General features: G+C 69.9%; 27 protein-coding genes, 1 tRNA gene and 1 riboswitch. Of the genes, 18 read left to right on the top strand and 10 right to left on the bottom strand.

What is annotated here, in order from left to right; translation table 11 throughout:
* Nucleotides 1-574: RDD family protein (locus tag PV721_RS26200; RefSeq protein ID WP_319728260.1), on the top strand; the 574-nt coding region annotated here is incomplete at its 5' end.
* Nucleotides 575-686: 112 nt separating this feature from the next.
* Here the strand turns inward: PV721_RS26200 and PV721_RS26195 are convergent.
* Entirely contained in the window at nucleotides 687-1001 is a 315-nt protein-coding gene (locus PV721_RS26195; RefSeq protein ID WP_319728259.1) for a hypothetical protein, read from the bottom strand.
* 472 nt (nucleotides 1002-1473) lie between these two features.
* Between PV721_RS26195 and PV721_RS26190 the strand changes: the two genes are divergently transcribed.
* Entirely contained in the window at nucleotides 1474-3834 is a 2361-nt protein-coding gene (locus PV721_RS26190; RefSeq protein WP_319728257.1) for an immune inhibitor A domain-containing protein, read from the top strand.
* Nucleotides 3835-3946: 112 nt separating this feature from the next.
* Nucleotides 3947-4249: a hypothetical protein gene (locus PV721_RS26185; protein ID WP_037807208.1), complete on the top strand. Its 303-nt coding sequence runs from the start codon at nucleotides 3947-3949 to the stop codon at nucleotides 4247-4249.
* Between the two features lie 19 nt (nucleotides 4250-4268).
* Here the strand turns inward: PV721_RS26185 and PV721_RS26180 are convergent, their stop codons facing one another.
* Nucleotides 4269-4901, bottom strand: a complete 633-nt coding sequence (locus PV721_RS26180) for an isochorismatase family protein (RefSeq protein WP_319728256.1) — start codon at nucleotides 4899-4901, stop codon at nucleotides 4269-4271.
* A gap of 174 nt (nucleotides 4902-5075) precedes the next feature.
* Nucleotides 5076-6404, bottom strand: a complete 1329-nt coding sequence (locus tag PV721_RS26175; protein WP_319728255.1) for a nicotinate phosphoribosyltransferase — start codon at nucleotides 6402-6404, stop codon at nucleotides 5076-5078.
* A gap of 80 nt (nucleotides 6405-6484) precedes the next feature.
* Here PV721_RS26175 and clpS point away from each other — a divergent pair, with 80 nt between their 5' ends.
* The 7 genes from clpS to PV721_RS26140 all read left to right on the top strand — a co-directional run bounded on the left by clpS (nucleotide 6485) and on the right by PV721_RS26140 (nucleotide 11276).
* On the top strand, nucleotides 6485-6799 hold the full coding sequence (gene clpS / locus PV721_RS26170) for an ATP-dependent Clp protease adapter ClpS (RefSeq protein ID WP_319728254.1): 315 nt from the start codon (nucleotides 6485-6487) through the stop codon (nucleotides 6797-6799).
* Nucleotides 6799-7398, top strand: coding sequence for a DUF2017 domain-containing protein (locus tag PV721_RS26165; protein WP_319728252.1), 600 nt, complete (start codon nucleotides 6799-6801; stop codon nucleotides 7396-7398). Before clpS ends, PV721_RS26165 begins: the two co-directional genes overlap by 1 nt.
* Nucleotides 7399-7756: 358 nt before the next feature.
* The gene (locus PV721_RS26160) at nucleotides 7757-9196 is read left to right on the top strand and encodes an amino acid permease (protein ID WP_319728251.1); all 1440 of its coding nucleotides are present in this window, start codon (nucleotides 7757-7759) and stop codon (nucleotides 9194-9196) included.
* A 145-nt stretch (nucleotides 9197-9341) separates the two neighbouring features.
* Complete coding sequence (locus PV721_RS26155; RefSeq protein WP_319728249.1) at nucleotides 9342-9764, top strand: M67 family metallopeptidase; 423 nt, start codon at nucleotides 9342-9344, stop codon at nucleotides 9762-9764.
* 77 nt (nucleotides 9765-9841) lie between these two features.
* On the top strand, nucleotides 9842-9949 hold the full coding sequence (locus PV721_RS26150; RefSeq protein ID WP_312847437.1) for a putative leader peptide: 108 nt from the start codon (nucleotides 9842-9844) through the stop codon (nucleotides 9947-9949).
* Nucleotides 9950-10038: 89 nt separating this feature from the next.
* Nucleotides 10039-10326 carry a MoaD/ThiS family protein gene (locus tag PV721_RS26145; RefSeq protein WP_319728248.1) on the top strand — a complete coding sequence of 96 codons (288 nt, stop codon included), beginning with the start codon at nucleotides 10039-10041 and terminating at the stop codon, nucleotides 10324-10326.
* Complete coding sequence (locus tag PV721_RS26140) at nucleotides 10326-11276, top strand: cysteine synthase (protein ID WP_319728246.1); 951 nt, start codon at nucleotides 10326-10328, stop codon at nucleotides 11274-11276. The genes PV721_RS26145 and PV721_RS26140 overlap by 1 nt, the downstream gene beginning before the upstream one ends.
* A gap of 283 nt (nucleotides 11277-11559) precedes the next feature.
* Here the strand turns inward: PV721_RS26140 and PV721_RS26135 are convergent, their stop codons facing one another.
* Nucleotides 11560-11907, bottom strand: coding sequence for a DUF488 domain-containing protein (locus PV721_RS26135; protein WP_319728243.1), 348 nt, complete (start codon nucleotides 11905-11907; stop codon nucleotides 11560-11562).
* A gap of 5 nt (nucleotides 11908-11912) precedes the next feature.
* Nucleotides 11913-12332 carry a hypothetical protein gene (locus PV721_RS26130; protein WP_319728241.1) on the bottom strand — a complete coding sequence of 140 codons (420 nt, stop codon included), beginning with the start codon at nucleotides 12330-12332 and terminating at the stop codon, nucleotides 11913-11915.
* 239 nt (nucleotides 12333-12571) lie between these two features.
* Here PV721_RS26130 and PV721_RS26125 point away from each other — a divergent pair, with 239 nt between their 5' ends.
* Nucleotides 12572-13324, top strand: a complete 753-nt coding sequence (locus tag PV721_RS26125; protein WP_319728240.1) for an MBL fold metallo-hydrolase — start codon at nucleotides 12572-12574, stop codon at nucleotides 13322-13324.
* 73 nt (nucleotides 13325-13397) lie between these two features.
* Here the strand turns inward: PV721_RS26125 and PV721_RS26120 are convergent, their stop codons facing one another.
* Nucleotides 13398-14624, bottom strand: coding sequence for a PTS transporter subunit EIIC (locus PV721_RS26120; protein ID WP_319728261.1), 1227 nt, complete (start codon nucleotides 14622-14624; stop codon nucleotides 13398-13400).
* 314 nt (nucleotides 14625-14938) lie between these two features.
* Complete coding sequence (locus PV721_RS26115; RefSeq protein WP_319728238.1) at nucleotides 14939-16240, bottom strand: PTS transporter subunit EIIC; 1302 nt, start codon at nucleotides 16238-16240, stop codon at nucleotides 14939-14941.
* Nucleotides 16241-16378: 138 nt separating this feature from the next.
* On the opposite strand from PV721_RS26115, the gene PV721_RS26110 reads away from it, so the two are divergent.
* The 4 genes from PV721_RS26110 (at nucleotide 16379) to rdgB (ending at nucleotide 18634) form a co-directional block, all read left to right on the top strand.
* A complete protein-coding gene (locus PV721_RS26110) occupies nucleotides 16379-16705 on the top strand; it encodes a PTS glucose/sucrose transporter subunit IIB (RefSeq protein ID WP_319728237.1) in 327 nt (108 codons plus the stop codon).
* A 95-nt stretch (nucleotides 16706-16800) separates the two neighbouring features.
* Nucleotides 16801-17526, top strand: coding sequence for a ribonuclease PH (gene rph / locus PV721_RS26105; RefSeq protein WP_030717976.1), 726 nt, complete (start codon nucleotides 16801-16803; stop codon nucleotides 17524-17526).
* Nucleotides 17527-17631: 105 nt separating this feature from the next.
* Nucleotides 17632-18012 carry a hypothetical protein gene (locus tag PV721_RS26100; RefSeq protein ID WP_319728235.1) on the top strand — a complete coding sequence of 127 codons (381 nt, stop codon included), beginning with the start codon at nucleotides 17632-17634 and terminating at the stop codon, nucleotides 18010-18012.
* A gap of 7 nt (nucleotides 18013-18019) precedes the next feature.
* Nucleotides 18020-18634, top strand: coding sequence for an RdgB/HAM1 family non-canonical purine NTP pyrophosphatase (gene rdgB, locus PV721_RS26095; protein ID WP_319728234.1), 615 nt, complete (start codon nucleotides 18020-18022; stop codon nucleotides 18632-18634).
* A gap of 56 nt (nucleotides 18635-18690) precedes the next feature.
* On the opposite strand, the gene PV721_RS26090 is transcribed toward rdgB, so the two are convergent.
* Together PV721_RS26090 and bcp are read right to left on the bottom strand one after the other, a co-directional pair.
* Nucleotides 18691-18774, bottom strand: a tRNA-Leu gene (locus PV721_RS26090).
* A 189-nt stretch (nucleotides 18775-18963) separates the two neighbouring features.
* Complete coding sequence (gene bcp / locus PV721_RS26085; RefSeq protein ID WP_319728233.1) at nucleotides 18964-19431, bottom strand: thioredoxin-dependent thiol peroxidase; 468 nt, start codon at nucleotides 19429-19431, stop codon at nucleotides 18964-18966.
* Nucleotides 19432-19535: 104 nt separating this feature from the next.
* On the opposite strand from bcp, the gene PV721_RS26080 reads away from it, so the two are divergent.
* The 3 genes from PV721_RS26080 to PV721_RS26070 all read left to right on the top strand — a co-directional run bounded on the left by PV721_RS26080 (nucleotide 19536) and on the right by PV721_RS26070 (nucleotide 20726).
* Nucleotides 19536-19856, top strand: coding sequence for a DUF3618 domain-containing protein (locus PV721_RS26080; RefSeq protein WP_319728232.1), 321 nt, complete (start codon nucleotides 19536-19538; stop codon nucleotides 19854-19856).
* 43 nt (nucleotides 19857-19899) lie between these two features.
* Nucleotides 19900-20241 (top strand): GroES family chaperonin, encoded by a 342-nt coding sequence (locus tag PV721_RS26075; protein WP_030009035.1) that lies wholly within the window; start codon nucleotides 19900-19902, stop codon nucleotides 20239-20241.
* 63 nt (nucleotides 20242-20304) lie between these two features.
* A riboswitch (guanidine-III (ykkC-III) riboswitch) is annotated at nucleotides 20305-20374 on the top strand.
* 31 nt (nucleotides 20375-20405) lie between these two features.
* Nucleotides 20406-20726: a DMT family transporter gene (locus tag PV721_RS26070; protein WP_319728230.1), complete on the top strand. Its 321-nt coding sequence runs from the start codon at nucleotides 20406-20408 to the stop codon at nucleotides 20724-20726.
* Nucleotides 20727-20742: 16 nt separating this feature from the next.
* On the opposite strand, the gene PV721_RS26065 is transcribed toward PV721_RS26070, so the two are convergent.
* Nucleotides 20743-22420: transglycosylase domain-containing protein (locus PV721_RS26065; RefSeq protein WP_319728229.1), on the bottom strand; the 1678-nt coding region annotated here is incomplete at its 5' end.

Here is a 22420-nt window from a genome sequence, read left to right as displayed (position 1 = left end):
CCCCGCGAGCGGATCGGGCATGCCGTGGCCGCCCCCCTACGGCGGTGGTGACCCGTACGGCGGCGGCCACGGCATGCCCGATCCGCTCGCGGGGATGCCCCCGCTCGCCGACTTCGGCAGGCGGCTCGCCGCACGCATCATCGACGTGCTGATCGTCGCCGTCCCGCTGTTCCTCCTCCAGCTGGCCTTCGGCACGAACCGGTACATGGTCGAGACGGAACGGGGCGAGGACGTCAGCGAGGTCATCACCAAGTCGTACAGCGGCAGCGGCCTGCTGATGACACTGATCTCGATCGCCGCGTACGTCGGCTACGACTGGTGGTTCACCCAGAAGAGCGGCCAGACCGTAGGCAAGAAGGCGCTGGGCCTGCGCGTCGCGATGCTCAACGACGGCAGCGTGCCGAACTCCAAGGCGGCCCTGGGCCGCGCCGCCGTGCTCTGGCTGCCGACGCTGATCTGCTGCTTCTGCCTGTGGCCGATCGCCCTGGTGGTCTCGATCCTCGTCGACAAGCCGTACAAGCAGGGCCTGCACGACAAGGCCGCCAAGACGGTCGTGGTCCAGGCCACCACCTAGCGCGCGGGCAGCGCGCCGCAGCGCGGGCGGACGTCCTCCGGGGCGTCCGCCCGCGCCGCGTCGCACTCGGCTCCCGCCCGCCGCGCGCACCGTCCGCGCGGCGGGCGAAAGCTCAGTGGTGGACGGGGTGTTCGGCCTCGGCGGTCCGGGGATCGGGCACCCGGGCAGCTGGCGACGCACCCTCGTGGGAGGCGGGCTCCGCGGCGGGCGCGGAGGCCGCGGGGGCCCTCGTACCGGCCGCGTGACGGCCGCGGCGACGGGGCACGGGCACGGTGAGGGCGACGAGCAGACCCAGGGCGAGCGCGGCTGCGGAGATCACCGCGACCCCGAGCCCGGTGCTCGTCTGCGAGAGCAGCAGCATGGCGATCGTCGACACGATGACCGTGGCGGACCCGTAGGCGAGCTGTGCGGCAGTCGGACGCGGCATGGCGATATCCGTCCTCGGGAGGGGAGGGGGAGTCGGCTCAACTAGGTCGCGCGTCAAGTGACTCTATGACGGGAGATGCCCGAGAGGAACCGCCGGTAAGCGTGACCTAACACACGGTGCCGGAGCACGGGGGGCGCACGGGATCATTTTTCGTGCCGCGGCGGAGGGGGAAATGGGGACGGGACGGACCTTCGACAGGGTGGGGAAGCGCCCTTCGCCCCGTATGGCAGCGGAACGTCCGGATACCGGAACTCCCTGACCGCATAGTGCAGTTGTAAGGGTCAAGTCAAGGTCTGTCTTTTCTTGCTTCTCTCCGGTCAAATGTCGTCACTTGAGACGCGCGCCGCGCGGAACCCCCCGCTCCTATGGAGAAGTTCCGACCTACGTCGCGGCCGCGGGAGGGGAACGACATCAAGTGACCAGCAATTCCGCCAGACGGCGTGCGATACGCGCTGCCGCCGTCACCGTGACCATGGCTGCTTGTGCGACAAGCGCCACCTTCTTCACCGTCACCGCGGCCCAGGCCGAGGGCAAGGCCTCGGCCGCCCCGGCTCCCGCGGCCGACCGGCAGGACCCGACCGCTCCTGCCAAGGTCGTCGAGCACGACCTGAAGGGCCCGTTCAGCGAGCAGCAGGCCCAGCAGCGCAAGGCCGCCCTGGACCAGGTGCTCCAGGGCAAGAAGGACGTCGAGCAGCGCGGCGCCTCCAAGGTCGTCAAGCTCGACGACAAGAAGTACGTCGAGCTCGGCCGCGAGAAGACCGACAAGATCTTCACGATCCTCGTCGAGTTCGGCGACCAGGTCGACAGCACGACCATGCACGACCCGGACGGCCCCGGCCCGCAGCCGGCGGTCCCGAAGTACGGCGGCACCCCCGGTCCGCTGCACAACACGATCGCCCAGCCGGACCGCGCCAAGGACAACAGCACCGCCTGGCGCAAGGACTTCAGCCGCGAGTACTTCCAGGACCTGTACTTCGCGTCGGGTGAGGGCAAGGACTCGCTGAAGACCTACTACGAGAAGACCTCCTCGGGTCGCTACTCGGTCGAGGGCGAGGTCGCCGACTGGGTCAAGGTCCCGTACAACGAGGGCCGTTACGGCTCCAACTACTGCGGCCAGTCCAACTGCTCCAACGTCTGGGACACCGTCAAGGACGGCGTCACGGCGTGGGTGGAGGCCCAGAAGAAGGCCGGGAAGACCGACGCCGAGATCAAGGCGAAGCTGGCCCAGTACGACCTCTGGGACCGCTACGACTTCGACGGCGACGGCAACTTCAACGAGCCCGACGGCTACATCGACCACTTCCAGATCGTCCACGCGGGCGAGGACGAGTCGGCCGGCGGCGGCGTGCAGGGCACGACCGCGCTGTGGGCGCACCGCTGGTACGCCTACGGCACCGCGGCGGGCAAGACCGGCCCGGACAACAACAAGGCCGGCGGCACCCAGATCGGCAACTCCGGCATCTGGGTCGGCGACTACACGATGCAGCCCGAGAACGGCGGCCTCGGCGTCTTCGCGCACGAGTACGGCCACGACCTCGGCCTGCCCGACCTCTACGACACCTCCGGTGGCGGCGAGAACAGCGTCGGCTTCTGGTCCCTGATGTCGGCCGGCTCCTGGCTCGGCACCGGCAAGGACTCCATCGGCGACCTCCCGGGCGACATGACCGCCTGGGACAAGCTCCAGCTGGGCTGGCTGAACTACGACACGGCGAAGGCCGCGACGAAGTCCACCCACAAGCTGGGCGTGTCGGAGTTCAACACCAAGGACAAGCAGGCCCTGGTCGTCGAGCTGCCGAAGAAGCAGGTCAAGACCGAGGTCGTCGCGCCCGCCGAGGGCTCCGCCCAGTGGTGGAGCGGCATGGGTGACGACCTCAAGAACACCCTCACCCGCTCGGTGGACCTGACGGGCAAGACGTCCGCCGCGCTGTCCCTCAAGGGCTGGTGGGACATCGAGGCCGACTACGACTACCTCTACACCGAGGTGTCCACGGACGGCGGCGCCACCTGGACCGCCCTCGCCGGCACCGCCGACGGCACGGCCCTCCCGGCCGACGCCTCCGGCAGCCCGTCGCTCACCGGTGTCTCGGGTGCCTGGAAGTCGCTGAACTTCCCGCTCGACGCCTACGCGGGCAAGAAGGTCGACCTCCGCTTCCGCTACCAGACGGACGGCGGCGCGGGCGGCAAGGGCTTCACCGCCGACGCCGTGACCCTCACCGCGGACGGCTCCGCGCTGTTCACCGACGGCGCCGAGAACGGTGACAACGGCTGGACCGGCAAGGGCTTCTCCCGCATCGGCGCCAGCTTCAGCAAGGAGTACGCGCAGTACTACCTGGCCGAGAACCGCCGTTACGTCTCGTACGACAAGACCCTCAAGGTCGGCCCGTACAACTTCGGCTTCGGCAACACCAAGCCCGACTGGGTCGAGCACTACCCGTACCAGGACGGCCTGCTCATCTGGCAGTGGGACACCTCCCAGAAGGACAACAACACCAGCCAGCACCCGGGCCAGGGTCTGATCCTTCCGATCGACGCCAACGCCAAGCCCATGAAGTGGGCCGACGGCACCCTGCTGCGGAACAAGATCCAGCCGTACGACGCGACCTTCAGCGCCTACTCGACGGACGCGTTCACGCTGCACAAGAACGGCGAGTCGCTCTTCCTGAAGCCGAAGCCCGCCAACCTGGTCTTCGACGACCACAAGGGCAAGTACTTCTACGACGAGAACCCGACCGGATCGGTGAAGGTCACTGACACCAACACCAAGATCAAGATCCTGAAGGAGACCTACGACGGTGAGGTCATGACCGTCGAGGTGGGCCCCTCCTCGAAGTAATTCGATAAAACCGCAGGTCAAGGCATGATCGGCCGTCGCCCTCTAGCGGGCGGCGGTCGATCGCGTTTAGATGCGCGGTACGAGTTTCTTATTGACGGGGGAGATGACATCCATGCCAGGTGGAGGTTTCGTCAGATTGCCGGGCGGCAGCGTGGTCGTCGCGCTCACGCTGCCGCGGCCGTGTGGAGAAGGCGGAAATGTCCGCGTTCTGGTACACGCCGCGAACCGGGCCCGCGCCCTGACCAGGCTGCGGAACCTCGGGATGCGGGCGGTGTACCTGCGGGGCAACGCGCACCCGCCGACGCCGGACGAGGTCACGGCCGTCCTGCACCACCCGGACGGCCTGCTGTGGCGCGGCGCGCCCGACCGCGCGCAGGAGCTCTGGCACCCCATCCGGGCCCTGCTGGGGACCTAGGACGACTCCTGACCGCGTCCTAGCCGGCCTGGCCGCCCTGGTGGCCCTCGTGGCCGTCCCGGCCCGCCTGGTGGCCCACCAGGGTCACCCCCGCCGCACGGAGCTCCTCCAGGGCCCGTGCGGTGGTGTGCGGGGCGACGGCGGCCGTCAGGTCCAGCAGGACCCGGGTGCCGAAGCCGGCGCGGGCGGCGTCGAGGGCGGTGGCCCGGACGCAGTGGTCGGTGGCGATCCCGACCACGTCCACCTCGGTGACCTGCCGGTCCCGCAGCCACTGGCCGAGGGTCGCCCCGTTCTCGTCGGCGCCTTCGAAGCCGCTGTACGCGGCCTCGTACGCGCCCTTGTCGAAGACGGCGGCGACGGCGCCCGAGGCCACGGCCGGGGCGAAGTTCGGGTGGAAGCCCACGCCCTCGGTCCCGGCGACGCAGTGGACCGGCCAGGAGGTCTCGAAGTCGGGCTCCGCCGGGGGGTGCGCGAAGTGGGCACCGGGATCGACGTGGTGGTCCCGGGTGGCGACGACGTGCCGGTACGCGGCCGTGGCCTGGCCGATGTACTCGGTGACGGCGGCGGCGACGTCGGCTCCGCCGGCGACCGCGAGGCTGCCGCCTTCGCAGAAGTCGTTCTGTACGTCGACGACGATCAGTGCGCGGTGCATGACGTTGTCCTTCGGCTCGATGTCCCTGTGCGGCGGGGCCCTGCGGGGGCTCTTCCCCCACCCCGCCCCTTCCCGAAACTGGGGCTCCGCCCCGGACCCCGCGCCGCAATCTTTCAGCGCCTCCGGCGTTCGAGGAGCGGGGTCCGGGGCGGAGTCCCGGCTGCGGAGCTGCGGCTACACGTACTCCGTGGGGAGCACCGCCTCGCCGCGCGAGAGCTGCGTCGCGGACAGCGGCAGCCCCGCCCGCGCGGCGCGGTGGCGTTCGCGCGCGGCCTCCAGCGGCTCCCGGGCGACCACCTCGCCGGCCTTGACCAGCTGGGTCAGGAGCTGGCGTTCGGCCAGGGCCGACGGGACCGGCCCGGTCCCGACGACCTCCGCCTCGGCGACGCCCTCCGCGTCCACCCGCCGCGCCGCCCACTTGCGGCCGCCGATGGAGGTCTTGCCGCCCGAGGACTTCTTCGCCACCGGAGCCAGCGCCGCCTTGGGGTCCGCGGAGACGGCCCGCGCCACCAGCTTGTAGACCATCGAGCACGTCGGGTGCCCGCTGCCCGTCACCAGCTGCGTGCCCACGCCGTACGCGTCCACGGGCGCCGCCGCCAGCGAGGCGATGGCGTACTCGTCCAGGTCCGAGGTGACCACGATCTTCGTCGCCGTCGCCCCCAGCTCGTCCAGCTGCTGCCGCACCCGGTGGGCGACCAGCAGCAGGTCACCGGAGTCGATCCGGACCGCGCCGAGGTCGGTGCCGGCCACCTCGACGGCGGTGCGGACGGCCTCGGCCACGTCGTAGGTGTCCACCAGGAGGGTGGTGCCCCGTCCCAGCGAGGCCACCTGTGCGGTGAAGGCGTCCCGCTCGCTGTCGTGCACCAGCGTGAAGGCGTGCGCGCTCGTGCCGACCGTGGGGATCCCGTACCGGAAGCCGGCCGCCAGGTCCGAGGTCGAGGCGAAGCCGCCGACGTACGCGGCCCGCGACGCGGCCACCGCCGCCAGTTCGTGCGTGCGCCGCGCGCCCATCTCGATCAGCGGGCGGTCGCCCGCCGCCGAGGACATCCGGGAGGCGGCCGCGGCGATCGCCGAGTCGTGGTTGAGGATCGACAGGATCACGGTCTCCAGCAGCACGCATTCCGCGAAGCTGCCCTCGACCCGCAGGATCGGCGACCCGGGGAAGTAGACCTCCCCCTCCGGGTAGCCCCAGATGTCGCCGGAGAAGCGGTACGAGGCCAGCCAGTCCAGGGTCCGCATGTCGACGACGGCCCGCTCGCGCAGGAACTCCAGCACCGCGCCGTCGAAGCGGAAGTTCTCCACCGCGTCCAGCACCCGCCCGGTTCCCGCGACCACCCCGTAACGGCGCCCCTCGGGCAGCCGCCGGGTGAAGACCTCGAAGACCGAGCGGCGGTCGGCGGTGCCGTTGGCCAGGGCGGCCTGCAGCATCGTGAGCTCGTAATGGTCCGTGAAGAGCGCTGTCGACGGCACGTCCACCGGCAGCCCCAGGTCCGCAGGGTTCATGTCACGGATGCTAGCGCACATCTCGTCAAACTGACGAGATCTAGGACCCGTTTGTGCGACGGGCCCGTCACGGTGGCAGCATGGGACAAGTGAGTGTTGCTCCTGTAGAGATCGAACGCACCGAATCGGCCGAAGAGACCTTCGCCGTCCCCGAACCCGACGTCCCCTGGGTGACCCTGGTGCACAACGACCCGGTCAACCTCATGAGCTACGTGGCGTACGTGTTCCAGGCGTACTTCGGCTATTCGAAGGACGTGGCGCACAAGCTGATGCTCGATGTCCACCACAAGGGGCGGGCGGTCGTGTCCAGCGGCACCCGCGAGGAAATGGAGCGCGACGTGCAGGCCATGCACGGCTACGGCCTGTGGGCGACCCTCTCCCAGGACCGCACCTGATGGGCGGCACCTTCCAGCCCCTGAAGGGCGGCGGCGCCGCCATCGCGCTCGACGAGATCGAGATCTCCATCCTGCGCTCGTTGGCCGTCCAGATGCTCGAACTGATCGGCCCCGGCGAGCCGGAGCCCGCCGAGGACGCCGACCCGCTCGCCGCGCTGTTCGCCGAGGGTCCCTCCGAGCCTCCGACCGACCCGGCGCTCGCCCGGCTCTTCCCCGACGCCTACGGGGGCCCTGACGGGCCCGGGCCCAAGGAGGATCCGGAGGAGCTGCGCGCCCACTCGGCGGAGTTCCGCCGTTTCACCGAGAACGACCTGCGCACCCGCAAGCGGGAGGACGCGCTGGCCGTCGTGCGCAGCCTGGACGGGCTCACACCGGCCGGGGACGGGGCGGCCGTGCTGGAGCTGACCGGGGAGCTGCCGCTGCGCTGGCTCGGCGCGCTCAACGACCTGCGCCTGACCCTCGCGGCCCGCCTCGACATCACCGAGGACGACGAGAGCGCCGCGCTGTTCCGGCTGCCGGACGACGACCCGCGCAAGCCGATGGTGATGGCGTACCTCTGGCTGGGCGGGCTGCAGGAGACGCTCATCGAGACGCTGTGACCCGCCGGGGGCGCGCCGGGACCCGCCGAAGATCCTCTGAAGATCCTCAAGTGGGAACACTGTTCGCTCAGCGGACGCTCAAATCCGGATAACGATCAGATCACCGCCATGCGGTGATCTGATCTGTTCGATCGCCTTTGTCCTGAATTTTTGGTGCCCTGCGCCACATTTCTCCCCCTCGGGCGGCCGTAAGCCCGTGATAAATCTTCACGACTGCCGAAGGGACGCCACCCATGTCCCCCGGCTCGCTTGGACCGGCGGACCGCCGGCGTGCAACTCCATCCGTATCCGGGGGGATCGAGGACCCGATCCGCAGCCAGTCGAGGCGCGGGTCGGCGTGGAGAAAGGCGCACCAGACATGACCTCTGTGCAGGTCGAGCAGCACGGCAAGACGCCCGGCGAGGGCACACAGGGCGAGGGCGGCGACGGCTACCACCGCACGCTCGGCGCCCGGCAGATCCAGATGATCGCGATCGGCGGCGCCATCGGCACCGGCCTGTTCCTGGGCGCCGGCAAGGCGATCTCCAAGGCCGGCCCCAGCCTGATCCTGGCCTACGCCATCGCGGGCCTGGTCATCTTCTTCATCATGCGGGCCCTGGGCGAGCTGCTCATGTACCGCCCCGTCTCCGGCTCCTTCTCGGACTACGCCCGCGAGTTCCTGGGCCCGTTCTGGGGATACGTCACCGGCTGGACGTACTGGCTGTTCTGGGTGGTCACCGGCATCACCGAGGTCACGGCCGCCGCGCAGTACATGTCGTACTGGACCCACGACAGCTTCCCGCAGTGGGCCTACGCGCTGATCTTCACCGTGATCCTCTACGCCGCCAACCTGATCTCCGTGAAGCTCTTCGGTGAGCTGGAGTTCTGGTTCTCCATGGTCAAGGTCACCGCCATCGTCGGCATGATCCTGATCTGCGCCGGCATCCTCACCATCGGCTTCTCCGACGCGGCCGACACCGCCACCGTCACCAACCTGTGGAACGACGGCGGCTTCTTCCCCAAGGGCATCGGCGGCACGCTGATGACCCTGCAGATCGTCATGTTCGCCTTCCTCGCGGTCGAGCTGGTCGGCGTCACCGCCGGCGAGTCCAAGGACCCCGAGAAGACCCTGCCCAAGGCCATCAACACCGTGCCGTGGCGCATCGCCGTCTTCTACGTCGGCGCACTGATCATGATCCTGTCGGTCGTCCCGTGGACGCACTTCCAGCCCGGCGTCTCGCCCTTCGTCGCCGCCTTCGAGCGCATGGGCCTCGGCGTCGGCGCCGCCATCGTCAACTTCGTGGTGCTGACCGCGGCCCTGTCCTCCTGCAACTCGGGCATGTACTCCACCGGCCGCATGCTGCGCGACCTCGCGCTCAACGGCCAGGGCCCGAAGGTCTTCACCAAGCTCACCAAGAGCGGCACCCCGCTCATCGGCACCACCTTCTCGGCCGCGCTGATGCTGGTGGGCGTCTGGATCAACTACGTCGCCCCGGGCAAGGCCTTCGACTACGTCGTCTCCTTCGCCACCATCTCCGGCATGTGGGCCTGGATCATGATCCTGGTCTGCCAGATCCGCTACCGCGCCAAGGCCGACCGCGGCGAGCTGCCGCAGTCCGCGTTCCGCGCGCCCGGCGCCCCGTACACGAGCTGGTTCGCGCTGCTCTTCATCGGCATGGTCATCGTGATGATGGGCGCCGACAAGGACTCCCGCGTCTCGCTCTACTGCGCCCCGCTGTGGGGTCTGATCCTGGGCGTCTCGTACCTGGTGATGAAGTCCCGCGACCCGCGCGGCGCGGCCTTCACCAAGGCCTCGTAGCACCCGGAAACCCTGGGTCCCGGCCGCCTGCCACGGCCGGGAACCGTGCTCCGGTGACGTTGTCTCCGGGCTGGTATGTCCACCATGCGGGCCCTTCCGTACCACTCCTCGGTACGGAAGGGCCCGTCTGCTTATCCTGTCGCTCATGCTGACCCTCACCCAGGCCCTGTACGACCAGATCGTCAAGCACGCCCGCCAGGACCACCCCGACGAGGCGTGCGGCGTCGTGGCGGGCCCGGCCGGCACCGGCCGCCCCGAGCGGTTCATCCCGATGCTCAACGCGGCCCGCTCGCCCACGTTCTACGAGTTCGACTCGAAGGATCTGCTGAAGCTCTACCGCGAGCTGGACGACCGGGACGAGGAGCCGGTGATCGTCTACCACTCGCACACCGCCACCGAGGCCTACCCCTCGCGCACCGACGTCACGTACGCGAACGAGCCCGGCGCGCACTACGTCCTCGTCTCGACGGCGGACGAGGACGGCCTCGGAGAGTTCCAGTTCCGCTCGTACCGGATCGTCGACGGTGTGATCACCGAGGAAGAAGTGCAGGTCGTCGAGGCCTACTGACCATCATGTGAGCGGTCGACGTCCACGATGCGGGATCACACTCCAAACCCGGGACGGGGAATCGTTAACATGACCGCATGGTTTCCCACGACGTGAGCATCGAGACGCCCGGCAGGCTGCTGCTCGTGGCGCGGCTGCACGTCGACCTGTGCCGCCTCGCCAGCGCCATCTGTCCTGCCGTCTGAGCACCAGAGCCCCTCTGCGCGGGGGGCCGACGAACCGCGCGCCGCACGTTCTCACGCCCCTGCCTACGCCCTGACGACTGGAGACAGCCATGGCCATCGAGGTCCGCATCCCCACCATCCTCCGCACCTACACCGAAGGCGAGAAGGCCGTCTCCGGTGAGGGCGCGACCCTCGCCGACCTCTTCGCCGACCTGGAGACCCGCCACAAGGGCATCCAGGAGCGCATCGTCGACGACGCCAAGGGCGGCGAGCTGCGCCGCTTCGTGAACGTCTACCTCAACGACGAGGACGTCCGCTTCCTCGACGGCATCTCCACCGCGCTCAAGGACGGCGACAGCGTCACCATCCTCCCGGCCGTGGCCGGCGGATCGAAGTAATGCGCTACGACTCCCCGCTGGCCGCGGTCGGCAACACGCCGCTGGTCCGGCTGCCCCGGCTGTCGCCCTCCGACGACGTCCGCATCTGGGCCAAGCTGGAGGACCGCAACCCGACCGGCTCGATCAAGGACCGCCCCGCGCTCCACATGGTCGAGCAGGCCGAGAAGGACGGCCGGCTGTACCCCGGCTGCACCATCCTCGAGCCGACCTCGGGCAACACCGGCATCTCGCTGGCGATGGCGGCCAAGCTCAAGGGCTACCGCATCGTGTGCGTCATGCCGGAGAACACCAGCCAGGAGCGGCGCGACCTGCTGGCCATGTGGGGAGCCGAGATCATCTCGTCGCCGGCCGCCGGCGGCTCGAACACCGCGGTCCGGCTGGCCAAGGAACTGGCCGCGGAGCACCCGGACTGGGTGATGCTCTACCAGTACGGCAACCCGGACAACGCGGGCGCGCACTACGCCACCACGGGCCCGGAGATCCTCGCCGACCTTCCGTCGATCACCCACTTCGTGGCAGGACTCGGCACGACCGGCACCCTGATGGGCGTCGGCCGCTACCTGCGCGAGAACGTGCCCGGAGTGAAGATCGTCGCGGCGGAGCCGAGGTACGACGACCTGGTGTACGGGCTGCGCAACCTCGACGAGGGCTTCGTCCCCGAGCTGTACGACGCCTCGGTCCTCACGACCCGCTTCTCGGTGGGCTCGGCGGACGCGGTGACCCGCACGCGGGAGCTGCTGCAGCAGGAGGGGATCTTCGCGGGCGTCTCCACGGGAGCCGCCCTGCACGCGGCGATCGGCGTCGGCCGCAAAGCGGTGGCCGCGGGCGAAACGGCGGACATCGTCTTCGTCGTGGCCGACGGCGGCTGGAAGTACCTCTCGACCGGGGTCTACACGGCCGCCACCACTGAAGAGGCCATCGAGGTCCTCCAGGGCCAACTCTGGGCGTAGCCCCTGCGGGGTTGCCCGGCCGTTTCGGGCGCGGCGCCGCCTCCCGGGGCTCCGCCCCGGACCCGCGCCTCAATCGCCGGCGGGGCTTCAAGACCGGGGCTCCGCCCCCGCCCCCCGCGCCTCAATCGCCGGCGGGGCTTCAAGGACGGGGCTCGCCCCCGACCCCGCGCCTCGATCGCCGGCGGGGCTTGAGGGCCGGGGCTCCGCCCCCACCCCCGCGCCTCGATCGCCGGCGGGGCTGGGATCGTGACGGCGCTCGAGGACCGGGCCGGGGCGGGCCCGGTCAGTCGGACAGCAGTTCCGCGAGCACGGCCGCGTGGCTGGAGGCCGGGTCCTTGACCGCGGTCAGGAGGGTGAGCGGGCCCGCCTCGGCCAGGGAACGGAGTCGCGCCAGCTCCGCCACCGCCTCCGGCCCGGCCAGCTCCGCCTCGTACCGCTCCCGGAACTCCCCGGCGGAGCCACCCCCGTGGAACCACTTGCGCAGCTCGTTCGACGGCGTGAGCGCCTTCGGCCACTCGTCCACCCCCGCCGCCTCCTTCGCCAGGCCCCGCGGCCAGAGCCGGTCCACGAGGACCCGCACCCCGTCCGCGCCCGGCTCCGGCGCGTCGTACACACGCCGCAAGCGGATCACCGGTTTCACCGTCCGCCTCCCAGTCCCTTGATCTCGTCCCACACCGCCGGGTCCAGCACCCCTCGCCGCGTGCGGAAATCCCACAGCGACACCTCCGCCGGCCGGTCCGCCTCCAGGAAGGCCGCCCGGCCCTGCGCCCCCACCGTCCCCGGGGGCAGCGGGATCACCCCGACCCGCCGGTCGTCGTACTTCCCGGTGATCCACGCGACCCGCGCGCGGCGGCCCCGTACCGACTCGACCGCCAGGACCAGACACGTGCGGCCGTCCGCCAAGGACCACAGCTCGCCGGCGCGCGGATGCGGCGGCGGACCGGACCCGTGCGCCGACGGGGGCCGGCGGGGGAGCCCCAGCCGTCCCCCGGCGACCAGCACCACCAGCGCCACTGCCACGACCGCAGCCACCGCGGGCCACCAGGACGTGTCCATGGTTCGACCGTAGCCGCGCCACCGTCACCCGGCACCCGGCGCGGCCGCACGGCGGCATGGGCAGTTTGCTCTAGGCCCGTACGCCTGACCGCTTGCCATTACTGGGTATGAGTGGTGCAGGCGGTGACTTCCCCCACAACGGCCCGCCGCGGAGGAGCGACCGGACGTTTCGCGCCTTACGCTCGACGCACGCACGGCCCGCATTCCGTCCACGGACCGTCCACGGAGGTTCACGCTCCATGAAGCTCACCGTCGTCGGCTGTTCGGGGTCGTTCCCGTCCGCGGAATCGGCCTGTTCGAGCTACCTCGTCGAGGCCGACGGCTTCCGGCTGCTCCTCGACATGGGCAACGGCGCCCTCGGCGATCTCCAGCGCCACTGCGGGCTCTACGACCTCGACGCGATCTTCCTGAGCCATCTGCACGCCGATCACTGCATCGACATGTGCGCGTACTTCGTCGCCCGTTTCTACCGGCACGAGGGCGGCCGCTGCGGCACCATCCCCGTCTACGGGCCCGAGGGCACCGAGCGGCGCCTGACCACCGCCTACGACGACGTCCCCGACGAGCGCTCGATGAGCGAGGTCTTCGACTTCCGCACCCTGAAGTCCGGGAACTTCGAGATCGGGCCGTTCCAGATCCGCACCGAGCGGGTCGCCCACCCCGTCGAGTCGTACGGCATCCGCATCGAGCACGGCGGCCGCTCGCTCACGTACTCCGGGGACACCGGCGCCTGCCCCGAGCTGGGACTGCTCGCCGACGGCACCGACCTCTTCCTCTGCGAGGCCTCCTTCACACACGGCAAGGAGGACATCCCGGACCTCCACCTGAACGGGCGCGAGGCCGGCGAGTACGCGCGCGGCGGCGGCGTCGGCCGGCTCGTCCTCACCCACATCCCGCCGTGGACGGACGCGGCGCAGAACCTCGCCGACGCCCGCGCGGTCTACGACGGCCGGGTCGACCTGGCGTACGCGGGCGCGGTCTACGAGGTCTGACGTACCGGAACACGGGGAAGCCCCCGCCCTCCCTTCCGGGAGAGCGGGGGCTCCTTCGTTCGTACGGGGCCGCCTACTTGGCCTCGGCCTTCAGCAGCTCGGCGAGCTCCTCGTCGGACTCGCGGCCCGGCGTGGGGAGGTTGAACTTGATGATCGCGAAGCGGAAGACGACGTAGTAGACCACCGCGAAGCAGAGGCCGACGCCCGCGAGCATCCACGGCTTCTCCGCGATGCCCAGGTTCAGCAGGAAGTCGACGAGGCCGGCGGAGAAGCCGAAGCCGTCGCGCATGCCCAGGGCCCAGGTGAGGGCCATCGAGATACCGGTCAGCACCGCGTGGATCGCGTACAGCACCGGGGCGATGAACATGAAGGTGAACTCGATCGGCTCGGTGACACCGGTGACGAAGGAGGTGAGCGCGAGGGAGAGCATCATGCCGCCGACGACCTTGCGGCGCTCGGGGCGGGCGCAGTGCACGATCGCGAGGCAGGCCGCCGGGAGGGCGAACATCATGATCGGGAAGAAGCCGGTCATGAACTGTCCGGCGGTCGGGTCGCCGGCGAGGAAGCGGCCGATGTCACCGTGGACGGCGCCGGTCGGGGTGTCGAACGAGCCGGCCTGGAACCACGGGAAGGAGTTCAGCAGGTGGTGCATGCCGATCGGGATGAGCGCACGGTTGGCGACACCGAAGATGCCCGCGCCGACGGCGCCGGAACCGACGAGCCACTCGCCGAAGTTGTGCAGACCCGTGCCGAGGACCGGCCAGATGAGACCGAAGACGATACCGGCGAGCAGGCCCGCGAGGGCGGAGAGGATCGGGACGAGGCGGCGGCCGCCGAAGAAGCCCGCCCAGTCCGGCAGCTTGGTCCGGTAGAACTTCTGGTAGAGCAGGGCCGTGATGATGCCCATCACGACGCCACCGAGGACACCGGCGTCGACCGTGGCGTCCACCAGGGCGACCTTGTGGTCGATGACCTTCTCGACCTGCGGCAGGTTGCTGTCGGTGAAGGTGGCGAGGACCTTCTTGAACACCAGGTAGCCGGTCACGGCGGCCAGCGCGGTGGAGCCGTCCGCCTTCTTGGCGAAGCCGATCGCGATGCCCACGGCGAACAACAGCGCCATGTTCTCGAGGATGGCGCCGCCACCTGCGGCCATGTAGCCGGCGATCTTGGTTACGAACGTGGGGAAGACGTCTGCGTCGCCGAGCATGTCAGCCGCGCCCAGGCGGAGCAGGAGAGCGCCGGCAGGCAGCACGGCCACGGGGAGCATGAGGCTCCGGCCGATGCGCTGCATGACGGCCATCACGCCAGCGCCCTTCTTCTTCTCGGCCGCGGGGGCGGCAGCCGTGGTCACAAGGTCCTCCAGTGGGCAAGGCGCCGCCAGGGGGGAACGGGGACGGCGGCGTCTTCGAAAGGGGGGATACACGGGGGCTCGAACGCGCCTCGTGGTCTACACCAATTGTGGTGTAGACCAGTTGTAACACGGTGAGGGATAGATAAGGAACCTTCGATTTCCTGTGGCCTGGATCACATGTCCCGGTGGATGCAGAAGGGCCCCCGGATCGTGATCCGGGGGCCCTTGACGGACCGGGTTCCCCACCCTGCCGGGGAGCGGGTTCAGGCCTTCGTGGTCTCCGCCTCCATCGCCGCGATCTCCTCGTCCGACTCCCGGCCGGGCGTCGCGAGGTTGAACTTCGTGATCGCGAAACGGAACACCACGTAGTAGACGAGCGCGAAGCACAGGCCGATCGGGACGATCAGCCAGGGTTTCGTCGCCAGCCGCCAGTTGATGACGTAGTCGATCAGGCCCGCCGAGAAGCTGAAGCCGTCGTGGACGCCCAGCGCCCAGGTCACCGCCATCGACACGCCCGTCAGCAGCGCGTGCACCACGTACAGCGCAGGCGCGACGAACAGGAAGGAGTACTCCAGCGGCTCGGTGATCCCGGTGACGAACGAGGTCAGCGCCACCGACAGCATCAGCCCGCCGACCTCCTTGCGTCGCTGCGGCTTCGCGCAGTGCGTGATCGCCAGCGCCGCCGCCGGCAGTGCGAACATCATGATCGGGAAGAAGCCGGACAGGAACAGGCCCGCGTCCGGATCGCCGTGCAGGAACATGTTGATGTCGCCGTGGTACGTCTTCCCGTCCGGCGCCGTGTACGACCCGAACTGGAACCACATCGGCACGTTCAGGAACTGGTGCAGGCCGATCACCAGCAGCGCGCGGTTCGCGACGCCGAAGATGCCCCCGCCCCAGGAGCCCAGCCCGCGCAGCCAGTCGGAGAAGCTCTCCAGCGCGCCGCCGACCGGCGGCCAGATCCACAGGCAGAGCGCGGCGAAGGCGATCGCGGCGAACGACGTGATGATCGGGACCAGCCGGCGGCCGTTGAAGAACCCGAGCCAGTCCACCAGCTTCACCCGGTGGTACCGCTGCCAGAGCCAGGCCGCGAGCAGGCCCATGATGATGCCGCCGAAGACGCCCGGGTTCTGGTAGGTGAAGGCGATGAAGGTGTCGTTCTGCCCCAGGCACCCGCCCCCGACGTTCCGGCTCCCCTCCGGGCACTCGTTCGGGAACGCGTGCAGCACCCCCCGGTAGACGAGGAAGCCCGCCGTGGCCGCGAGGGCGGTCGAACCGTCCGCCTTCTTCGCCATGCCGATCGCGACGCCGATGCAGAAGAGGAGCGGGAGGCCGAGGTCGGGGTCGAGCAGCGCCCCGCCCGCGCCCGCCATCACGTTGGCGACGTCCGTCCACTGCAGGCCGTCCGCGCCGAAGACGTCCGGCTGTCCCAGCCGCAACAGGATGCCTGCCGCGGGCAGTACGGCGATCGGGAGCTGAAGGCTCCGCCCCATTCTCTGCAGCCCTTGGAACAGGTGGTTCCGCCACGACGGGCGTGGCGCTGCTTCGGAGATGCTCGCGCTCATCGGCGTCCTCCCTGACCGGCCCGTTTTTGGCTGCCGCAACACTTGCGGCACACTGGTGTAGACCAGTTGTGGGCAGGTTGCTGCTGATCGTCATCATTCGGCAGGGGCCGGGCATGCGCTCGTGTAGATGCGCCAACCGTGCGTTACCGTGACAAAGCGGACCGTACAGGTGGCTCTCCGTGTTACCGGCCGCGCCGAGACTCGTTCTTCGAAACACTCAGGGAGAAACACATGGCCACCAAGGCTGAGAAGATCGTCGCCGGGCTCGGCGGCATCGACAACATCGAAGAGGTCGAGGGCTGCATCACCCGCCTGCGCACCGAGGTCGTCAACCCCGACCTCGTCGACGAAGCCGCACTCAAGGCCGCCGGCGCCCACGGCGTCGTCAAGATGGGCACCGCGATCCAGGTCGTCATCGGCACCGACGCCGACCCGATCGCCGCCGACATCGAAGACATGATGTGACCCGAACCCCTTGAGGCCGGCCACACGGCGGACCCCGTCCCGGAACCACCCGGACGGGGTCTTCGCGTTCCACCACAGGGACTAGGCTCGGAGCCATGTCTCGCATCGACGGCCGTACGCCCGAACAGCTCCGCCCGGTCACCATCGAACGCGGATGGAGCAAGCACGCCGAGGGCTCCGTCCTCATCTCCTTCGGAGACACCAAGGTCTTCTGCACCGCCTCCTTCACCGAAGGCGTCCCGCGCTGGCGCAAGGGCAGCGGCGAAGGCTGGGTCACCTCCGAGTACTCGATGCTGCCGCGCTCCACCAACACCCGCGGCGACCGCGAATCCGTACGCGGCAAGATCGGCGGGCGCACCCACGAGATCTCCCGCCTCATCGGCCGCTCGCTGCGCGCCGTCATCGACTACAAGGCCCTCGGCGAGAACACCATCGTCCTGGACTGCGACGTCCTCCAGGCCGACGGCGGCACCCGCACCGCCGCCATCACCGGCGCCTACGTCGCCCTCGCCGACGCCGTCGCATGGGGCCAGCAGAAGAAGCTCATCAAGGCCGGCCGCAAGCCGCTGACCGGCACCGTCGCCGCCGTCAGCGTCGGCATCGTCGACGGCGTCCCGCTCCTCGACCTCTGCTACGAGGAAGACGTGCGCGCCGAGACCGACATGAACGTGGTCTGCACCGGCGACGGCCGTTTCGTCGAGGTCCAGGGCACCGCCGAGGGCGAGCCCTTCGACCGCAAGGAACTGAACGCCCTCCTCGACCTCGCCGCCGGCGGCTGCGCGGACCTGGAAGCCATCCAGCTGGGCGCACTCGAACTCTAGGCGGCAACCGCCGGGCCCGGCCCGGCGTCTAGCAAGACACGGGCGCACGGTGTCACAGCCGTGCGCCCGTCCACGCATCCGAATCCTGCTCCCGGGGAGAACCGCATGAAGCTCCGCCTCGCGGCCATAGCCGTGGCCGCCGTACTGACCGTCCCGGCCCTGTCCGCCTGCGACGCGATCTCCACGGCAATGGACTGCGCGAACACGGCGGTGGCCATCACCGACGGCGCGAACGACCTCCAGCAGGCCGTCTCCCAGGCGGGCAACAGCCCGCAGGACGCCCAGAACGCGCTCGACCAGATCGAGGCGAACCTCAAGAAGATCGGCGACCAGACGGACAACACCGACCTGGGCAAGGCCATCGACTCGATGAACACCGCGGTGAAGAACGTCCGCACCTCCATCGAGAGCGGCAACAGCGTCCCGGACATCCAGCCGGTCGCGGACGCGGCCAGCGAGATCTCCAAGGTCTGCACCCCGGGATAATGGCCGCATGACCTCGACGCCCAGCCGCCTGATCCTGGCCACCCGCAACGCGGGCAAAGTCTCCGAGCTCCACGCCATCCTGTCCGAAGCCGGCCTGCCTCACGAGTTGGTCGGCGCGGACGCGTACCCGGAGATCCCGGACGTCAAGGAGACCGGGGTCACCTTCGCCGAGAACGCCCTCCTCAAGGCGCACGCCCTCGCGCAGGCCACCGGCCTCCCGGCGGTCGCCGACGACTCCGGCCTCTGCGTGGACGTCCTGAACGGCGCCCCCGGCATCTTCTCGGCCCGCTGGGCCGGTGCGCACGGAGACGACAAGGCGAACCTCGACCTCCTGCTGGCCCAGCTCGGGGACATCGCCGACGAGCACCGCGGCGCGCACTTCTTCTGCGCGGCCGCCCTCGCCCTCCCCGACGGCACGGAACGCGTCGTCGAGGGCCGCCTCCTGGGCACCCTCCGCCACGCCCCGTCCGGCACGGGCGGCTTCGGCTACGACCCGATCCTCCAGCCCCTGGGCGAATCCCGAACCTGCGCGGAACTCACCCCGGCGGAAAAGAACGCCATCTCCCACCGGGGCCAGGCCTTCCGCGCCCTCGTCCCGGTGGTCCGAGAACTCCTGGGCTGACGCGCGACACGCCGAAGGCCCCGTACGCAACCGGTACGGGGCCTTCGGCGTTGACGTGCGGTTGGGGGGACTCGAACCCCCACGGGTTTTACCCCACTGGGACCTAAACCCAGCGTGACTGCCAATTCCACCACAACCGCGACATGTCGCCCCATTCAGACATTGAGTCCGACCGGGCTGCGCTCAGTCTAAGGGGAGGGCGGGAGCCTTGGCGTGAGGGTTTCGGCACCACGTGTCCGTCAACGAGTGGCAGTTGGGGCGCGGGCCCCATGCGGAAAGCGGAGCGGCCCGCGCCGGGTCGGTGCGCCGCTGTGGTGGGCGCGGGTGGGTCAGATGCCCAGGTCCTTGATGATCTTGGCTACGTGGCCCGTGGCCTTGACGTTGTAGAAGGCGTGCTCGACCTTGCCCGCCTCATCGACGACCACCGTGGAGCGGATGACTCCGGTGACCGTCTTGCCGTACAGCTTCTTCTCGCCGTACGCGCCGTACGCCGCCAGGGTTTCCTTCTCCGGGTCGCTGACCAGGGTGACCTTCAGGCTTTCCTGCTCGCGGAACTTCGCCAGCTTCTCCGGCTTGTCCGGGGAGACGCCGATGACGTCGTAGCCGGCCGTGGCCAGGACGGCCAGGTTGTCCGTGAAGTCGCAGGCCTGCTTCGTGCAGCCCGGCGTCAGCGCGGACGGGTAGAAGTACACGATCACCTTGCGGCCCTTGTGGTCGGCGAGCGAGACCTCGTTGCCGTCCGCGTCGGGCAGGGTGAAGGCGGGGGCGGTGTCGCCCGGCTGGAGTCGCTCGCTCATCTGGACAGTCTCCTCAAGAGGGGATCGGTACGTCTCGAGACTAAGCTGACAGACTGTTCACCGGGGACTACCCCCCACCGGACCACGACGACGGAGGCAGCGCGGTGCCTGAAGCCAGGACTCCCGCACAGATCGAGGCGGACATCGTCCGCCGCCGCGAGCAGCTCGCCGAGACGCTCGACGAGATCGGCGTGCGCGTGCACCCGAAGACGATCATCGGGGATGCACGGGCCCGGGTCGCCTCGACCGTCGACCACACGGCCGGGCGGGCCTTCGTCACGGTGAACCGCATCGTGACGGACCTGCGGGACGGCCTGCGCAACGAAGACGGGACTCCGCGCCCCGAGCGGATCGTGCCGGTCGCCCTGCTCGCGGTGGGTGTCGTCGGTGTGCTTGTCCTGTCGGCACGACGCAGGCGCGCGTGACCCTGAGCGGCACGGGGCGGGCGCGGGCAGGTAGGTTCGGATCGTGAGCGAGAACACCACCCACGACAAGCTGCCCATCCGCATGCTGCACGACCGCGTGCTCGTGAAGTCCGACCTGCCGGAGGGCGAGCGCCGCTCGGGCGGCGGCATCCTGATTCCGGCGACGGCCGCGGTGGGCAAGCGGCTGGCCTGGGCCGAGGTGGTCGCGGTCGGGCAGAACGTACGGACGGTCGAGCCCGGGGACCGGGTCCTGTACGACCCCGAGGACCGCGCCGAGGTCGAGGTGCGGGGCGCGACGTACGTGCTGATGCGCGAGCGGGACCTGCACGCCGTGGCCGCGGAGCGGCTGGAGGGGTCGGAGGACTCCACCGGCCTGTACCTGTGAGCGTGCGCGCGCTCCCGAGCTGAGTCGAGGAAGGGCTGGTGGCCTTGGTCACCGGCCCTTTTCGCTGCCTTTTGCTACGGTGGAGGAGAACCCGACGAGACGCGCCGTACCGGGTACGACAAGACGACGCACCCCGTATCGCTCGATGTCTCGGAGGTGCCGTCATGGCCTGGGTTCTTCTTGTCGTCGCCGGTGTGATCGAAGTCGGCTGGTCGATCGGCATGAAATTCACCGAAGGCTTCACCCGGCTCTGGCCCAGCGTGTTCACGGGCGCCGGGATCGTCGCGAGCATGGTGCTGCTGTCCTACGCCGCGAAGACCCTGCCCATCGGTACCGCGTACGGGGTGTGGGTGGGCATCGGCGCCGCCGGCGCGGCCGTGCTCGGTATGGCGGTGCTGGGCGAGCCCGTCACCGCCTCCCGGATCTTCTTCATCTGTCTGCTGCTGGTCGCCGTGGTGGGGCTGAAGGTGACCTCCGGTCACTGACCGCCCGCGTCGGCGGTCATTCGAGGAACGCCGACGGTGGAGGGCGCTGGCCGTCGGCCGGCCCGCCGTCGGCGCCCTGGGTGCCCGTCGTCCCCTGGGTGCCCTGGGTGGTGCCGCCGTCGTCCTGACCGCCCTGCGTCTGGCCGCCGTTGTTCTGGCCCCCGTTGTTCTGACCGCCCTGGTCCTGGCCGCCGTTGTTCTGGCCGCCGTTGTCCTGTCCCCCCTGGTTCTGGCCGCCGTTGTTCCGACCCCCTTGGTTCTGGCCGCCGTTGTCGCGGCCGCCGTTGTCCTGTCCGCCCGTGGGCCGGGTCGGCCGTAGCGGCGGCGTGGGCGTGAGCTCGTCGTCCGGCGTCTGCTGCGGAGGGTTGGATTCCGGGGAGGGCGGCGGGGGCTGCGCCCCGCCCGGCTGGAGTTCCAGGTCGAAGTCGACGGGGTCGGTGCCCTCCAGGGCGGTCTTCGTGTAGGCGGCCCAGATCCGGGCCGGGTAGCCGCCGCCGCCGATACGGGGCTCGCCGAGGGCGCCGTAGAGCGACTGCAGGGTTCCGGTGTCCGGGTCCTGGCCCATCATCGAGACGACCGTGACGAGGTTCGGGGTGTAGGCCGCGAACCAGGCCGAGCGGTCCAGTTCCCCGGTGCCGGTCTTGCCGGCGGCCGGATGGCCGGCGGCGAGGGCCGCCGTACCGGTGCCGTTGTCCACGACGCTGACCAGCATGGAGGTGGTGGTGTCGGCGGCTTCGCGGCCGATGGCCTGGGCGGGGGTGCGCTCGGGCAGGCCGATCGTGTCGCCGCCCTTGGTGATCTTCTCCAGGAAGGTGTACGGGGTGCGGCGGCCGTGGTCGGCGAGGGTCGCGTAGGCCTGGGCCATGTCGAGGACGCTGGCCTGCATCGTGCCGAGCGCCATGGCGGGGCCCGGAACGAAGTTGGGGGTGTCCTCGGGGATGCCGAGGTCGATGGCGGTCCGCTTGACCTTGCCGGTGCCGACGTCGACGACCATCTGGGCGTACACGGCGTTGACGGAGAGGTCGGTGGCGGTGTTGACGGTGATGTTCCCGTACGAGACCTGGCCCTCGTTCTCGGGGTTGAAGCGGATCCGGCCGCCGACGACCGGGCGCCTGTTGTCGCCGTTGTACACGGTGTTCGGGGTGATCCGGCGGCCGTCCTGGGTGCGGGAGCCGTTCTCGACGGCCGAGGCGAAGACGAACGGCTTGAAGGTGGAGGCGACCTGGTAGTCGTGCCGGGTCGCGTTGTTGACGTACTGCTTGGTGTAGTCGATGCCGCCGTACATGGCGACGACCTTGCCGGTGGCCGGGTCGATGGAGACCCCGCCGGCGCGCACCAGCCGGTCCGCCTTGCGCGTTTCGGGGTCGAGCTTGCCGACCATCTGTTCGTCGACGGCGGCGACGAAGGCGTTCTGGCGGCGCTTGTCGATGGTGGAGGTGATCCGGTAGCCGCCCTCGGCGAGGGTCTTGTCGTCGAGGATCTTGTTCTCGACGATGTAGTCCTTGATCGCCTCCACCAGGTAGCCGCGCTGGCCGGACAGGCCCGCGGCCGCGCGGACCTTGCCGGGCTCGGGGAACTGCGTCGTGGCGCGCTCGGTCTCGGACAGCCAGCCCTTCTTGACCATGCCGTCGAGCACGTAGTTCCAGCGGGCGAGGGCGCGGGCCTGTCCGGCCAGCGCGGCTCTCTTAAACAAA

This window comes from Streptomyces sp. MB09-01, assembly GCF_033794505.1.
GTDB lineage: Bacteria > Actinomycetota > Actinomycetes > Streptomycetales > Streptomycetaceae > Streptomyces.
The sequence above is the reverse complement of the archived record's forward strand: the minus strand, read 5'-3'. Positions and strand labels throughout refer to the sequence as shown.